The organism is Nocardioides glacieisoli (genome assembly GCF_004137245.1).
Classification (GTDB): Bacteria; Actinomycetota; Actinomycetes; order Propionibacteriales; family Nocardioidaceae; genus Nocardioides; species Nocardioides glacieisoli.
Genome location: NZ_SDWS01000003.1, coordinates 444,892 through 458,280, shown reverse-complemented (window position 1 = coordinate 458,280; position 13,389 = coordinate 444,892). Strand labels below are relative to the sequence as shown.

General features: G+C 68.1%; 14 protein-coding genes and 1 tRNA gene. 6 read left to right on the top strand and 9 right to left on the bottom strand.

The window, feature by feature from the left end; all coding sequences use genetic code 11:
• Positions 1 to 206: 206 nt before the first annotated feature.
• The 4 genes from EUA06_RS09780 to EUA06_RS23360 all read left to right on the top strand — a co-directional run bounded on the left by EUA06_RS09780 (position 207) and on the right by EUA06_RS23360 (position 3,548).
• Positions 207 to 476 (top strand): DNA-binding protein, encoded by a 270-nt coding sequence (locus tag EUA06_RS09780; RefSeq protein WP_129475013.1) that lies wholly within the window; start codon positions 207 to 209, stop codon positions 474 to 476.
• A 172-nt stretch (positions 477 to 648) separates the two neighbouring features.
• Positions 649 to 1,029: a helix-turn-helix domain-containing protein gene (locus tag EUA06_RS09775; RefSeq protein WP_129475011.1), complete on the top strand. Its 381-nt coding sequence runs from the start codon at positions 649 to 651 to the stop codon at positions 1,027 to 1,029.
• Positions 1,030 to 1,098: 69 nt separating this feature from the next.
• Positions 1,099 to 1,707 (top strand): ImmA/IrrE family metallo-endopeptidase, encoded by a 609-nt coding sequence (locus EUA06_RS09770; protein WP_165354325.1) that lies wholly within the window; start codon positions 1,099 to 1,101, stop codon positions 1,705 to 1,707.
• A complete protein-coding gene (locus EUA06_RS23360) occupies positions 1,644 to 3,548 on the top strand; it encodes a recombinase family protein (protein WP_422879747.1) in 1,905 nt (634 codons plus the stop codon). Before EUA06_RS09770 ends, EUA06_RS23360 begins: the two co-directional genes overlap by 64 nt.
• On the opposite strand, the gene EUA06_RS09755 is transcribed toward EUA06_RS23360, so the two are convergent.
• The 6 genes from EUA06_RS09755 to EUA06_RS09735 all read right to left on the bottom strand — a co-directional run bounded on the left by EUA06_RS09755 (position 3,505) and on the right by EUA06_RS09735 (position 9,036).
• Positions 3,505 to 3,581 (bottom strand) — tRNA-Met (locus EUA06_RS09755). The two genes, EUA06_RS23360 and EUA06_RS09755, sit on opposite strands and share 44 nt — an antisense overlap.
• Positions 3,582 to 3,629: 48 nt before the next feature.
• Complete coding sequence (locus EUA06_RS09750) at positions 3,630 to 6,611, bottom strand: UPF0182 family membrane protein (protein ID WP_129475007.1); 2,982 nt, start codon at positions 6,609 to 6,611, stop codon at positions 3,630 to 3,632.
• Entirely contained in the window at positions 6,608 to 7,216 is a 609-nt protein-coding gene (locus EUA06_RS09745; protein ID WP_207208281.1) for a PPA1309 family protein, read from the bottom strand. The genes EUA06_RS09750 and EUA06_RS09745 overlap by 4 nt, the downstream gene beginning before the upstream one ends.
• The gene (locus tag EUA06_RS09740) at positions 7,213 to 8,268 is read right to left on the bottom strand and encodes a YlbL family protein (RefSeq protein WP_129475005.1); all 1,056 of its coding nucleotides are present in this window, start codon (positions 8,266 to 8,268) and stop codon (positions 7,213 to 7,215) included. The genes EUA06_RS09745 and EUA06_RS09740 overlap by 4 nt, the downstream gene beginning before the upstream one ends.
• Positions 8,269 to 8,307: 39 nt before the next feature.
• Positions 8,308 to 8,544 carry a hypothetical protein gene (locus EUA06_RS22370; protein ID WP_165354324.1) on the bottom strand — a complete coding sequence of 79 codons (237 nt, stop codon included), beginning with the start codon at positions 8,542 to 8,544 and terminating at the stop codon, positions 8,308 to 8,310.
• A gap of 42 nt (positions 8,545 to 8,586) precedes the next feature.
• On the bottom strand, positions 8,587 to 9,036 hold the full coding sequence (locus EUA06_RS09735) for a molybdenum cofactor biosynthesis protein MoaE (protein WP_129475003.1): 450 nt from the start codon (positions 9,034 to 9,036) through the stop codon (positions 8,587 to 8,589).
• A 50-nt stretch (positions 9,037 to 9,086) separates the two neighbouring features.
• Between EUA06_RS09735 and EUA06_RS09730 the strand changes: the two genes are divergently transcribed.
• Entirely contained in the window at positions 9,087 to 10,403 is a 1,317-nt protein-coding gene (locus tag EUA06_RS09730) for a zinc-dependent metalloprotease (RefSeq protein ID WP_129475001.1), read from the top strand.
• Complete coding sequence (locus EUA06_RS09725; RefSeq protein WP_129474999.1) at positions 10,400 to 10,951, top strand: NUDIX hydrolase; 552 nt, start codon at positions 10,400 to 10,402, stop codon at positions 10,949 to 10,951. Before EUA06_RS09730 ends, EUA06_RS09725 begins: the two co-directional genes overlap by 4 nt.
• On the opposite strand, the gene EUA06_RS09720 is transcribed toward EUA06_RS09725, so the two are convergent.
• From EUA06_RS09720 to EUA06_RS09710, 3 genes are all read right to left on the bottom strand, one after another.
• The gene (locus EUA06_RS09720; protein WP_129474997.1) at positions 10,948 to 11,415 is read right to left on the bottom strand and encodes an FIG domain-containing protein; all 468 of its coding nucleotides are present in this window, start codon (positions 11,413 to 11,415) and stop codon (positions 10,948 to 10,950) included. The genes EUA06_RS09725 and EUA06_RS09720 overlap by 4 nt on opposite strands.
• 143 nt (positions 11,416 to 11,558) lie before the next feature.
• Positions 11,559 to 12,098 carry a M48 metallopeptidase family protein gene (locus EUA06_RS09715; protein ID WP_129474995.1) on the bottom strand — a complete coding sequence of 180 codons (540 nt, stop codon included), beginning with the start codon at positions 12,096 to 12,098 and terminating at the stop codon, positions 11,559 to 11,561.
• A 49-nt stretch (positions 12,099 to 12,147) separates the two neighbouring features.
• A complete protein-coding gene (locus EUA06_RS09710; RefSeq protein ID WP_242498068.1) occupies positions 12,148 to 13,197 on the bottom strand; it encodes a PHP domain-containing protein in 1,050 nt (349 codons plus the stop codon).
• Positions 13,198 to 13,389 lie beyond the last annotated feature (192 nt).

The following is a 13,389-nucleotide window of genomic DNA, read 5'->3' as shown; positions in this document are numbered from 1 at the left end:
GCTCGCCGCCGACGGCTCACGCCCCTACCGACCAGCCCGCCCGACGAGAGCCGAACCATGCTGAACTGGGAAGAGCCCGTAAACCGTGGCCTCGTCGGGGGCCTGCGACTCCACGAGTGATGGCACCAGTCATCGCCAGTCGCACCACCCCGAGGAGGTGGCCGGAACCACCGGACAAAACACCCTCAGAAAGGAGAAGAGCACTCATGAAGACGCTAGCGATCCGATTGGAGGACGAGCTGCACGCCCGTCTGACGATCCTCTCGAAGGTCAGCGGTCAGTCGGTCACCGACACGATCCGTACGGCTCTCGAGGAGCACCTGACCGGTCTGGCGACTCAGCCCGACATCGCTGCCAAGGCCCAGGCCCTGACGGACGAGATCGAGCGGGAAGCCGCCGAGCAGCTCAGTGCGATCAAGGCGCTTCTGGGTCCGGCATCCAAGCCCGCTCAGCGCGGCGGCCGGGCCAAGAGTTAGCCCTCCGAATAGGCGGGAGCCAGGTCGAGCATGGCGCTCCCTGACTCCCGCCTTATTCAATTGGTAAGGCCCGCCTAATTGCGTTGTGGAATTCGCCTAACCCGATGCATCACCGCATCAATTCGCGTAATATGGGAATAGAAGTTGCACATGAAAAAGGAGTTCATTCTGTATGACCAATAAGAGCGAAACGCTGGCAGAAGTTGTCGCCAGAGCGCGCACGGCTAAAGGCCTCAGCACAAGACAGCTTGCAAGCGAGATCGGCATCGACCAGTCGAACATCGTCCGCCTTGAGCAGGGCAGCGTGGCCGAACCCAAGCCCACCGTTCTGGAAGGCCTGGCGCGAGTCCTCGACCTTGAGCTGGCAGACCTATACGCCCTCGCTGGCTATACGAAGCCGACCGAGCTGCCCGCCTTCACGCCGTACCTGCGCAGCAAGTTCACCGACTTGCCGCCACAGGCACGTGCCGAGCTGGCGCAGTCGTTCAACGCAATCGCTACCAAGTACGGCTATGACGCCGGCGGCCCTGCACCTGGCCAAGACGAAAACTAGTTCACCCGCCACATCGAAAGGAGGCACCCAATGACAACATCACCATCCACCCTGGCTCGCCTCCGTTCGGTGACCCCAACACGAGACGACATCACGTTCGACGAAGCCCTTCGTGTCGCCGAGTTGCAGGCAACGAAACTGATCGAGTTGCTCGTTCCCGATGACGGAATCAAGGAAAGCGACATCGCAGGACTCCCCCGCATCCGCGTGGTCTACGAACCGCTCAGCGTTTCTGGCATGAGCCACTGGAGCGGCACCGAGTGGGTCATCGCACTCAACAGCAATGACAGCTGGGCTCGCCAGCGCTTCACGCTCCTGCACGAGTTCAAACACATCATCGATCACGGCTCGACGAAGCGCCTCTATGCAGGAAGCAGTCGAGCAACCGCGGCCGAACAGGCTGAGCGCGCCGCTGACTACTTCGCAGGCTGCGCCCTCATCCCGAAGCGCCGACTGAAGGCTGTCTGGGGGCAGGGCATACAGCGCATCGCGGATCTGGCTGCGCACTTCGGCGCCAGCGAGCACGCCGTTCGGGTTCGACTCGACCAGACCAAGCTCAATGCCAGCACCGATGCTCAGCCGCCTACTCGCTGTGCCCGTCCCGTCTCAACTCCATGGCAGCGCCCTCAGCGCTTTCGCACAGTCCAACCCCGCTACGCCCGAAGGACCTTCGCATGACAACGCCGCAGCTCGCTCCGATCCAGTCACGCCCACTCGCCGTCATCTACCTACGAGTCAGCACGAAGGATCAGGCGGGACGCGGCGGTGAGAGTGAAGGCTTTTCGATTCCGGCTCAGCGCGAAGCGTGTCTGCGCAAGGCCGAGTCGCTCGGTGTTCAGGTAGTCGAGGAGTTCGTCGACGCCGGTGAAAGCGCCCGATCGGCTAACCGCCCTGAACTCAAGCGCATGCTCAGCTACGTCGCGAATCATCACGTCAGCACTGTCATCGTGCACAAGGTCGATCGTCTGGCGCGCAATCGCGTCGATGACGTCGAGATCAACGTCGCGCTGACGACTGCGGGTGCCCAACTGGTCAGCTGCTCCGAGAACATCGACGAGACACCCAGCGGAATGCTGCTGCACGGCATCATGAGCTCGATCGCCGAGTTTTATAGTCGCAACCTCGCGACCGAGTCCCGCAAAGGCATGCTGCAGAAGGCGAAGAGCGGTGGCACCGTCAACGCCGCACCGTTCGGCTACATCAACACCCGTGAACGCATCGAAGACGGCCGGGAGATCAAGACCGTCAAGCTCGATGAACGGCGAGCCGACTGGGTGAAGTGGCTGTTCGAGCACTACGCGACGGGTGACTGGACGGTGCCGATGCTGCGCGATCACCTGAACACTCAAGGGGTCACGACGCTGCCACGACCAAGCCGACCGAGCGGACCAATCGCCAACTCGCACATCTACGCCATCCTGAAGAACCGCTACTACGTCGGAGTCGTCAAGTACGAAGGTGTCGAGTACCCGGGCAAGCACGAGCCACTGATCTCGGAACAGCTATACGCAGAGGTTCAGCGAGTGCGCACGTCGCGGCACCAGAGTCGCGAAAAGCCGCGCGTTCATACGCACTACCTCAAGGGGTCGGTCTACTGCGGCAACTGCGGCGAACCACTGACCTTCGAGCGATCGCGCAGTCGATCCGGCCAGCTCTATGACTACTTCTACTGCCTCGGTCGACAGAGGCTGAAGAACGGCTGCATGTTCAAGGCAATTCAGGCCCACCACGTTGAGGATCTGATTGAGCGACACTGGTCGACCGTCACTATCGACGCAGATCGTCTGCAAAGCATTCGTGAACTCGTGCTCGATCATCTGTCAACACTCCTGCCCACTCAGAGTCGCGCGCAGGACGAGGCGCAGACGCAGCTCATCACCCTGAAGCGTCAGAGCGATCGACTCATGCAGGCGTACTACGCCGATGCCATCGACGTCAGTCATCTGAAGCAAGAGCAATCTAAGATCGCGGCCGCCACAGCACACGCAGAGGCCACCCTGCGGCGCCACGCGACAAGCGAAGATCTCGTTGTCCAGAAGCTGACCGAACTCTGTGCCGTCCTAGCCGACGCGCAGACCTACTACCGAAGCGCCCCTAACTCACTGCGACGTGATCTCAACCAGGGCATGTTCGACCATCTCTACATCTTCGACGACGAGATGGTCGGAAGCGACCTGACTGAGCCGTATCAACGATTGCTGTCCGACAGCCTGGCTGGCGATCTGGCGAGCGAACGGAAAAGGGTGCAAAGCGAGCTAGTTAGAACCAGCGACCTCTACTTGGTGCCTGGGGTAGGTGAGTCCGCCTGCAGAGGTGACGCAACGTCGTCCACGGACCTTCCTTCACGACACCGGCGGACGTCGCCTGAGGGCCGCCTGGGCGCGTCCCTACGCCTCGAACGTCCCAGGGGTGCACTCCCGTGGGAACGAAAGAACCCCGGACCTGTAAAGGTCCGAGGTTCTAACGAATTACTTCTGGTAGCGGGGGCAGGATTTGAACCTGCGACCTCTGGGTTATGAGCCCAGCGAGCTACCGAGCTGCTCCACCCCGCGTCGGTGAACAGAACATTACAGCCACGGTGTGGTGCGCCCAAATCGGGGTCAGCCGGCCAGCTGGACGGCCTCCTCGATCAGCTGGCGTCCCTCCTCCATCAGCCGGGCCCACTTGACGCTGTTGCCGTTGCGCTGCGCCTCGTCGGCCTGGCTGAACTTCTCCTCGGCCTGCTGGAGCAGGTCGCGGATCTGGGCCTGGGTGCCACCGGGCACGGGTGTGGTCGGCTCGCCGGTGGGTGTTTCCGACGGCGAGGCCGAGGGCGACTCGGTCGGTGTCTCCGTCGGCTCCTCGGTGGGCGTCTCGGACGACGACGAGCCGTCGAGCGAGTCCTCGATGGCCGCCGTCAGCGTCGTACCGATGCCGACGTTGCCCTTGTAGGACACGAGGACGAACGTGAGGACCGGGAACGTGGACTCGTTCTGTCGCCGGGTGTAGAGCGGCTGGACGTACATGAAGTCGTCGGTGACCGGCAGGGTGAGCAGGTTGCCGTAGAGGATGTCGGCATCGCCGTTCGTGTAGGGCAGCAGCCGGTCACGCACCTCGTCGTCCGTGCTGAGGTTGTTGGCGATGAGCCGGGGCCCGTCGGTGCCCTCGTCGGGCAGCTCCTTGACCGAGACCTGTCCGTAGGTGCCGGAGGTGGCGTCGCTGTCGACCTCCATGAAGGCAGCCAGCTTGTCGCGCCTGGGCCACACGTAGACCGAGGTGAGCGACCAGGTCTGGTTGCCGTCCTGGTCGGTGAACAGGCGGTAGGGCGCCTGCAGGGTGTCCGTGGCCTGCGGGTCCTTCGGCGCCTCCCAGCGCTCGGATCCCTCGAGCCAGGACTGCGCGTCGGTCACGTGGTAGCGCTGGTACTGGTAGCGCTGGGCCTTGAAGAGGTCCTCGGGGTAGCGCAGGTGCTCCAGCAGGGTGTCCGGGATGTCGGCCCTCGGCTGCACGACGTCGGGGAAGACCTCCTCCCATGCCTTGAGGATCGGGTCCTCCTCGTCCCACGCGTAGAGCGTCACCGTGCCGTCGTAGGCGTCCACCGTCGCCTTGACGGAGTTGCGCAGGTAGTTGACCTCGTCGGTCGGCAGGGTCTGGAAGCCGGTGTCGTCCTGCAGCGCGTCCGCGGTCATCGTCTCGAGCGACTCCCGCTGCGAGCCGGGGTACTTGTCGGTGACGGTGTAGCCGTCGAGGATCCACTGGATCCGACCGTCGATGACGGCCGGGTAGGGGTCGGTGTCGACGGTCAGCCAGGGAGCGACCTTCTCCACCATCTCGCGCGGGTTGCGGTCGTAGAGGATCTTCGAGTCGCCGTGCACGCGCCCGGAGAGGAGGAGGTTCGGCTCGGAGTACTTCACGGCGTAGAGCAGCTTGGTGAAGACGTTGCCGATCGGCACGCCGCCCTCTCCGGCGTAGGTCGTCGACGGGTCCTGGTTCTCGTCCTCGGCGTCCGCGTCGCTCGACAGGTCCAGCTCGATCGGCTTGGCGTCGGGACGGCTGCCGACGATGCTGTAGGTGGGGCTCATCTCGCCGTAGTAGACCCGCGACTCGTAGCCGTCGGGATAGAGGCTCGACAGGGCGTCCTGGTCGGGCTCCTGACCCTCGGCCCACTGGATGTTGAGCGACTGGCGCTCGTCGTCCTCCGGACGCTGGTTGGCGTACGCCGCGATGACGCCGTTGCCGTGGGTGTAGACGGTGCGCAGGTTGGCCCAGGTCTGGTTGTCCTCCGCGATGCCGTCCTGGTCGAGCTCACGCACGCCCAGCACGATCGCGCGGTCCTTGCCGTCGATCTCGTAGCGGTCGACGTCGAGCACGTCGCCCACCGAGTAGTAGGGCCGGACCTGCTGCTGGAGCTGGAAGGTCTGGCTGACGACCTTCGGGTCGACCAGGGGCACCGACGAGGTGATCCCGTCGAGTGCCTCGAGCCGGCCGTCGACGCCCAGCGGCGTGCCGACGAACTGCTCCTCCTCCACCTGGTCGAGCATGTAGGCCTGACGGGTGGCCTCGATGTTCCTCTCGAGGTAGGGCCCTTCGCGGTCGGGGACGTTGGGGTTGACGCGGATGGCCTGCACCACCGAAGGCACGATCAGGCCCAGGATGATGGCCGACAGCGCGAAGAGCGCCACCCCGACCGAGGGCAGCAGCCAGGTGCGACGCCAGATGTTGGCCAGGAACAGCACGGCACACACCACGGCGATCCCCGCGAGGATCTCCTTGGCCGGCAGGACCGCGTTGTCGTCGGTGTAGCCCATACCAGTGAAGATCGAGCCGGAGTTGGTGACCAGGTCGAAGCGGTCGAGCCAGTAGTCGACGGCCTTGGTCAGGACGAACAGCGCCAGCAGGGCGGACACCTGGATCTGGGCTGCGCTGGTGAGGCGGTCACCGGGACGCGCGGACAGCCGGATGCCGCCGAAGAGGTAGTTGACGAGCACCACGGCGAGCAGGCCGACGACGGCCAGGGCCATCACGTAGTCGACGACGTAGTGCCAGAAGGGCAGGTCGAAGACGTAGAAGCCCACGTCCTTGTTGAAGTAGGGGTCCTTCGTGCCGAAGCTCTGGCTGTGCCGCCACAGCGAGTAGCTGCGCCACTGGCCGGTCGCCGAGCCGCCGGCGAACAGGCCCATCACGGTCGCGGCGCCGGCGATCACCCAGGTCATCCGCGGCGCGAGCACCTGGCGGTAGCGGTCCATGCCGTCGTCGGGCATCCCCGGCATCCCCGGCCACAGCACCGGCCGGAAACGGTACGCAGCGGCCATCGAGACGGCCACGGTCGCGGCCATCACGCCGGCGAAGACGAAGAACAGCCCGATCCGGGTCAGCAGCAGGGTCGTGAAGACGCTGCCGTAGTCGACCGACTGGAACCAGAGGCGCTCGGTCCAGAATGACGCGAAGCCGCTGAGCAGCATGAAGGCGAGGACCAGCACGATCGCAGTGATGACCAGGGCGCCGGGTCGGCGCGACCCCGTGGGCGGCGGCCGCTGGCCTGTGGGCCGCTGGGGGCCGTCGGGGCCGCTGGCGGCGCTGGGTCGATCGAAGGGATTGCTCATGCCTGCCCCTGCTCGGGTGTCTCGTGGAACGCGTCGGTCGACGCATCGGTGAAGGTGGCGTGGAGGAGGTCGAGGAGGCCGGGCACCAGCTCGGTGCCGTTGACGACCGACTGCTCGTCGTCGTGGGCGCGCAGGCGCAGGGCACAGTACGACGCCCCGGCGCGGGTCACGCCGGCCACCATCCTCACCTCCTGGCGGTCGGGGTGCTCGCGGGCGAACAGCTCGGCCGAGGTGGGGTCCTCGGGGATGTCGTCGTCGACGTCGGGCGGGAGGACCAGGCGCTCGATCACCGCGGCGCACCCGGACACGCTCTCGGGCCAGGCGATGGTGTGCAGCGCCTCTTCGAGGGGCTGTCCCGGCGGAAGTCCCTCCTGCTCGATGGAGGTGAAGGAGCCGTCGTCCGCGGGGCCGTCGATGGACATCGCCGCCGCCAGGGCGGGCTCCTGCGCGACGAGGGTGGCGGTGTCCACGAGGGCGTAGAGGCGGGCCGGCTGGTCCCAGCCGTCCTGGGCGACGTGCGCCTCGATCTCCAGCACGGCCGCGGCCAGGGCCGGGTCCTCCGGCAGGGCGTCCGCGTCGGCGGGTTCGGGTCCGTCGGTCGTCATGGAGCGGAGTCCTTGCAGCTCGGGAGGGCGGCGTCGCGGTCGGCGACCCAGTCGGCCAGGGTCTCGACGGCGCGGTTCATCGTGGAGGCCTTGGCGAGCCGCATGTCGCCGGTGTCCACTCCCCCGATGCCGTCGCAGTTGTCGGCCGGGACCAGGAACAGATCGGCGCCGGCGTCCCGCGCAGCAGCGATCTTCTGCTGGATGCCGCCGATCGGCCCCACCTTGCCCGACGGCGTGATGGTGCCGGTGCCGGCGATGTCGGCGCCGTCCGTCAGCGACCCGGGCGTGAGGGTGTCGTAGATGGCGAGCGACATCATCAGGCCGGCGCTCGGCCCGCCGATGCTGTCGGGGATGTCGACGCTCACCCGGTAGGGGAAGTCGAACCCGACCCCCGGGGTGAAGCCGACGCGGTAAGCGCCGTCGTCCATCTCCTGCGGGGTGACCTCGACCGTCCGCTGCTTGTCGTCACGGCGTACGACGAACGGCACGGGCTCTCCGCGCGGCGCCCCTTCGATCGCGTCGAGGACGTCCTGCGGCTCGGTGATCTCGGTGTCGCCGACGCGGACCAGCACATCGCGCACCTTGAGCTTGCCGTCGGCCGGCATGCCCGGGGTGACGTCGACGATGTCCACGATCGGGTCGAGCTCCTCGCCGAGCTGGGTCAGCGCGGCCGCGATGGCGGTGTCCTGCGAGGAGACCATCGCACCGGCCGACTCGCGGTCGTTGGACTCGTCGGTCTCGTCCGGCGCATAGACCGAGGACTTCGGCCAGACCGCGTCGTCGTCGGCGAAGTAGGCCTGCAGCAGCTCGGGGAGGTTGACCGCCTCCTCCGGAGTGCTGACGTAGACGGTGGTCATCCGCAGCTCGCCGTCGTCGTAGTAGGCCTTGTGCCCGGTGACCCGCACCGTCTCCTGACCCTCGGTCTCGGCGAGGATGTCGACGGTCGGGCCGGGGCTGTAGATGACGTAGGGCAGCGGGACGACGAAAGCGGCTCCCCACAGCACGGCCAGCAGGCACAGTGCGAGCAGCCCCGCCCTGGTCCGCTGACTCATGGGCGCAACTCTCTCAAACGTGCGCAACTACCCGGACAGTCAGGTGGGGCGACCGGTGTGGCTCGGTCGCACGGCGATGCCCGTGCTCCGGTCACGCGCCGGTGCGGACGTACGCCGTGTGCCGGCGGGCAGCTCCTTGCCGAGGGCCTTGCCCAGCCGCTCGACGGCGACGTCGCGGTCGACCTCACCGCGGCCGTCGCGACCGACCCAGGAGACCCACGCCATCGCCAGCACCGTCACGACGACGGCCGGCGCGAGCCAGAGCAGGACCTCCATGAGGCGAGCGTAGGCTTCGCGAGCGCCTTCGGACGGCAGGCGTCACGGCGTGCCGACCCACTCCTCGCTCTGGTCGTCGAAGACCTGGTGCTTCCAGATCGGCACCTCGGCCTTCAGCGTGTCGATCAGGGCGCGCGACGCTGCGAAGGCGTCGCCGCGGTGGGCGGCGGTCGTGGCGACGACCACGGCGAGGTCGCCGATGCGCAGCTCGCCCACCCGGTGCACGGCCGCCACCCCGCGGACGTCGTGCTCGGCAGCCACCCGGCGGCAGACGTCCTCGAGCCGCTCGAGGGCCGACGGGTGCGCGGAGTAGTCGAGCGCGGTGACGCCCTTGCCGCCGTCGTGGTCACGCACCTGCCCGATGAAGAGGGTCAGTCCGCCGGCCCCGTCGTCGCCGAGGACGTCGACGACCTCGGACACGTCGAGCGGAGTGTCCCGGATGGCCACGAGTCGCACGGAGTCAGGTCGGGCGTCAGGCCGGGCGTCAGTCACGTCGTGAAGTCTAGGTCGCGCGGCTGGGCGCGGTGAGTACGGTTGGTCCCATGGGCCCCGACGACGAGAACCCCTCCGACAACCCCTTCAAGGGCACGCCCTTCGAGCAGATCTTCTCGCAGATGGGCGGCCTCGGCGGCGCGGGTGGCGGCATGCCCGACCTCGGCGCGCTGATGGCGCAGATGCAGTCCTTCTTCGCCCCGCACGACGGTCCCATCAACTGGCAGAGCGTCACCGACCTCGCGCGCCGGACCGCTGCGCAGGAGCCCGACCCGACGGTGACGTCGGCCCAGTCGGGTGCGGTCGCCGACGCCGTACGCCTCGCGGACCACTGGCTCGACACGACCACCGAGTTCCCCTCGGGCGTCACCACCACCGCCGCCTGGTCGCGTGCGGAGTGGATCGTGGAGACCATCGACGTGTGGAAGGTGCTCGTCGAGCCGATCGCCGGCTCCGCCACCGACGCCCTCAGCCAGGCGATGCCCGAGGAGATGCGCCAGCTCGCCGGACCGCTCATCGCGATGCTCGGCAAGGCCAGCGGGGCGATGGTGGCCAACCAGGTCGGCAGCGGCCTCGGCGCGCTGGCCGGCGACGTCCTGAGCGCCTCCGACATCGGCCTCCCCCTCGGCCCGACCGGCAAGGCCGCGCTCCTGCCGACCAACGTCGAGGCGTTCGCCGCGGAGGTCCCCGACGTGACCGCCGACGACGTCCTGCTCTACCTCGCGCTGCGCGAGGCCGCCCACCAGCGGCTCTTCGCGGGCGTGCCGTGGCTGCGTGACCACCTGATCAGCGCGGTGTCCGAGTACGGCGCAGGCATGGACTTCGACACCTCCGGGATGGAGTCCAAGCTGCGTGACATCGACGTGTCCAACCCGGCAGCGATGCAGGAGGCCCTCTCCGGTGGGCTCTTCGACCCCGAGCCGTCGGCCGCCCAGAAGGCGGCCCTCGAGAAGCTCGAGGTGACCCTCGCCCTCGTGGAGGGCTGGGTCGACGAGGTCGTCAGCCAGGCCACCGCGGAGCGGATGCCGGCCGCGGCCAAGCTCCAGGAGACCGTACGCCGTCGGCGTGCCGCGGGCGGGCCTGCCGAGCAGACCTTCGCCACCCTCGTCGGCCTCGAGCTGCGGCCGCGCCGGCTGCGCGACGCCTCGGTGCTGTGGGGATCGCTCCGCACGCGTCAGGGCCCCGAAGCCCGCGACGGCGTCTGGATGTCGCCCCACCTGCTCCCGACCGCTGCCGACCTCGACGACCCGCTCGGCTTCCGAGAGGACTCGGTCGACCCGGGCGCGCTGTCGGAGGACGAGTTCGACGCCGGGCTGCGCGACCTGCTCGACGGCGGCGACGGCACCGACGGCCCTCCGGCCAGGTGACGCTGCACGCTGACGCCCGGGCCGTGCTGGCCGGGTGGACGCCGCCGAGCGCGCGCGACGCCGAGCTGCGGGACCGCTTCGTGGCGCACCTGGACGCCGAGCCCGAGGGGATGACCCGGGCGTGCCTGCCCGACCACCTCACCGCAGGCACGATCGTGCTGACACCCGAGGCCGATGCCGTGCTGCTCAACCACCACCGCAAGGCCAACGGGTGGTTCGCCTTCGGCGGTCACTGCGAGCCGGGCGACTCCACCCTCGCCGGCGTGGCGCTGCGCGAGGCGCACGAGGAGTCCGGCCTCACCGACCTCGACTTCGACCCGGTGCCGCTCGACCTCGACGAGCACGAGGTGCTCTTCTGCGCACCGGGCACGAAGGTGCACCACCTGGACGTACGTTTCCTCGCCACCGCCGCACGGGGCTCGCGGCACGCGGTCAGCGAGGAGTCGCTCGACGTGCGGTGGTGGCCGGTCGACGCGCTGCCGGAGATCTATCCGGACATGCGGCGGCTGATCGGCGACGCGGTGGCGCGGCTGTGCGGCCGGGGCTAGGTGTAGACGAGCGAGGTGAGTGCGCCGTCGACGCCTGGTGACGCTACGTCAATGGCGCCGGAGATCGTTCCACCATTCGTGTTCAGACGACGGATGGAGAAGGTCACAGGCAAGTTCACACCAGCATCGATCTGACCATTGAGCGGAGCGATGAACCTGACCTGATTCGTGCCGATGACTGTGATCGTCCAACCGCCCGGAGCCGTGTGCCCTGACGCGTCGACCCCCGCAGTAACGGTGATGAGAATGGAGAGCCCGCTCGTGGTACCCGACCCGGTGTTTCGCAGGACCACATTGCTGCTGTCGATAAAGTTGTTGTTCCGCACGACAAACGTGCCGCTGCTGGTGGACATGTTGGCCGCCGACGCAGCGAACGCAGGCGCAGCCGTCGCCACGGCGATGGCAGGCACGGTCCAGGCGCCGGCACGGATGACTTGACGGCGGTCCGGCTTGATTCCGGTCACGAAGATTCCCCACAGCAGATCGGGAAGTCTCGGATCCTCCCGGGTATCGGTCTGGACCAGATTAGGTTCTGGAACGTTCAATTACCCCCGGCCAGCGCATCCTCCGGGATACCTTGAGGGCGCTGTTCACCGCACGTGGAGAACTACTCGGGACCTGCTCCGGGAGGGGGCCTGAGTCGAGCTCCCGTGGAATACCCCTCGAGGTAGCCCTTGGCCTTCTCGGCCTTCGGATAGCGGTCGACCCAGGCCCAGAACTCGGCCGTGTGGCCGGCCTCGAGCAGGTGCGCGAGCTCGTGGACCAGCACGTAGTCGACGACCCAGCCCGGCATCTGCTGGAGCCGGTCGCTGAGCCGGATGGTCCGGTCGCCCGGCGTGCAGGACCCCCACCGTGCGTGCTGGTTGGTCACCCAGCGCACGGAGGCCGGCACGGCGAGCCCGCCGAGGTAGAGGTCGTTGAGCGTCGCAGCGCGCGCGACCAGGTCGTCGTCGGAGCGCAGCTTGCGCCGCTCCTGCCGCTCGATCCGCTTGACCATGTCGGCGACCCACGTCGCCTCGTCGCGCTTGCTCATGGTCGCCGGGATGAGCACGACGATCCGCTCGCCGTCACGGTAGGCCGACACCGTGCGCCGGCGGCGACGCGAGCGGCGTACCTCCACGTCGGGGGTGGGGTTCCGCGCGTTCATGCAGCCGAACCTAACCCTCGGCACCCACAGCGAGGGCCGGACGCGCTGGTCAGAGCCGCGAGGCCGCCCACTCGAGCAGTCGGTCGCGCTCCCAGGTCGTGACGATCCGGTCGGGGTCGATCCCGGCCTCGGTGGCGCGGGCGGCGCCGTGGTCGAGCATGTCGAGCTGGCCGGGTGCGTGCGCGTCGGAGTCAATGGAGAAGAGGCAGCCGAGGTCGCGCGCGAGCTCGAGCAGCTTCGTCGGGGGGTCGCGCCGCTCGGGCCGCGAGTTGATCTCGACCGCGACGCCCTCCTCCGCGCAGGCGGTGAAGACGGCCCTGGCGTCGAACTGGCTCTGCGGGCGCATGCCCCGGTTGCCGGTGACCAGGCGCCCCGTGCAGTGACCGAGGACGTTGGTGTGCGGGTTGCGCACCGCGCCGATCATCCGCTTCGTCATCGGGCCGGCGTCCATCCGGAGCTTGGAGTGCACCGACGCCACGCGGACGTCGAGGCGACCGAGCATCTCGTCGGTCTGGTCGAGCGACCCGTCGTCGAGGATGTCGACCTCGATCCCCTTGAGGAGGGTGAACGACCCGCCCAGGTGCTCGTTGACGGCGTCGACGACGCCGAGCTGCCGGGTGAGCCGCTCGGCGCTGAGCCCGTTGGCCACCCGGAGCCGCGGGCTGTGGTCGGTCAGCACGAGGTAGTCGTGGCCGAGCTCCATCGCGGTCATGGCCATCTCCTCGAGCGGCGACCCGCCGTCGGACCAGTCGCTGTGCGAGTGGAGGTCGCCGCGCAGCCGTGCCCGCAGCTCCTCACCACCCGTCGCGAGCGGCCCCGCGGTCTTCTCCAGCTTCACCAGGCGCTCGGGGACGATGCCGTTGCACGCGTCGGTGATCACCGCGGCCGTGCTCGGTCCGATCCCGGCGAGCTCGGTGAGCGTGCCGGTCTCGGCGCGGCGGCGTACCTCGTCCTCGGGCAGCGGCAGGATCGTGCGTGCGGCGTTGCGGAACGCCTCGATGCGGCGGCTCTCCTCGCGCTGGCGCTCCATGAGGAACGCGATGCGGCGCAGGGTGGCGACCGGTCCCCGGGCCTCGCCGGACGCCGACTGGTCGCTCACTGTTTCTCCTCCACAGCCCCGCTCGCGCCGTACGCGCTGGTCACCCGCACAGTACGACGACGCGCCGGGCGTGTCGCCCACAGGGCTCTCCCCACCGCGCGCCCGGTCGTCCACCGATCACCGAGCTCACTGCACACCCCCTCCACAGCCCTGTCCACAGGCGTGGACACCGACCCGTTGACCGACGGCGGC

Coding starts and splice junctions, on each gene's coding strand:
- EUA06_RS23360 (WP_422879747.1), top strand. CDS start 1,644: ATGGCAGCGCCCTCAGCGCTTTCGCACAGTCCAACCCCGCTACGCCCG.
- EUA06_RS09775 (WP_129475011.1), top strand. CDS start 649: ATGACCAATAAGAGCGAAACGCTGGCAGAAGTTGTCGCCAGAGCGCGC.
- EUA06_RS09750 (WP_129475007.1), bottom strand. CDS start 6,611: ATGAGCAATCCCTTCGATCGACCCAGCGCCGCCAGCGGCCCCGACGGC.
- EUA06_RS09780 (WP_129475013.1), top strand. CDS start 207: ATGAAGACGCTAGCGATCCGATTGGAGGACGAGCTGCACGCCCGTCTG.
- EUA06_RS09740 (WP_129475005.1), bottom strand. CDS start 8,268: ATGAGTCAGCGGACCAGGGCGGGGCTGCTCGCACTGTGCCTGCTGGCC.
- EUA06_RS09715 (WP_129474995.1), bottom strand. CDS start 12,098: ATGAACGCGCGGAACCCCACCCCCGACGTGGAGGTACGCCGCTCGCGT.
- EUA06_RS22370 (WP_165354324.1), bottom strand. CDS start 8,544: ATGGAGGTCCTGCTCTGGCTCGCGCCGGCCGTCGTCGTGACGGTGCTG.
- EUA06_RS09730 (WP_129475001.1), top strand. CDS start 9,087: ATGGGCCCCGACGACGAGAACCCCTCCGACAACCCCTTCAAGGGCACG.
- EUA06_RS09745 (WP_207208281.1), bottom strand. CDS start 7,216: ATGACGACCGACGGACCCGAACCCGCCGACGCGGACGCCCTGCCGGAG.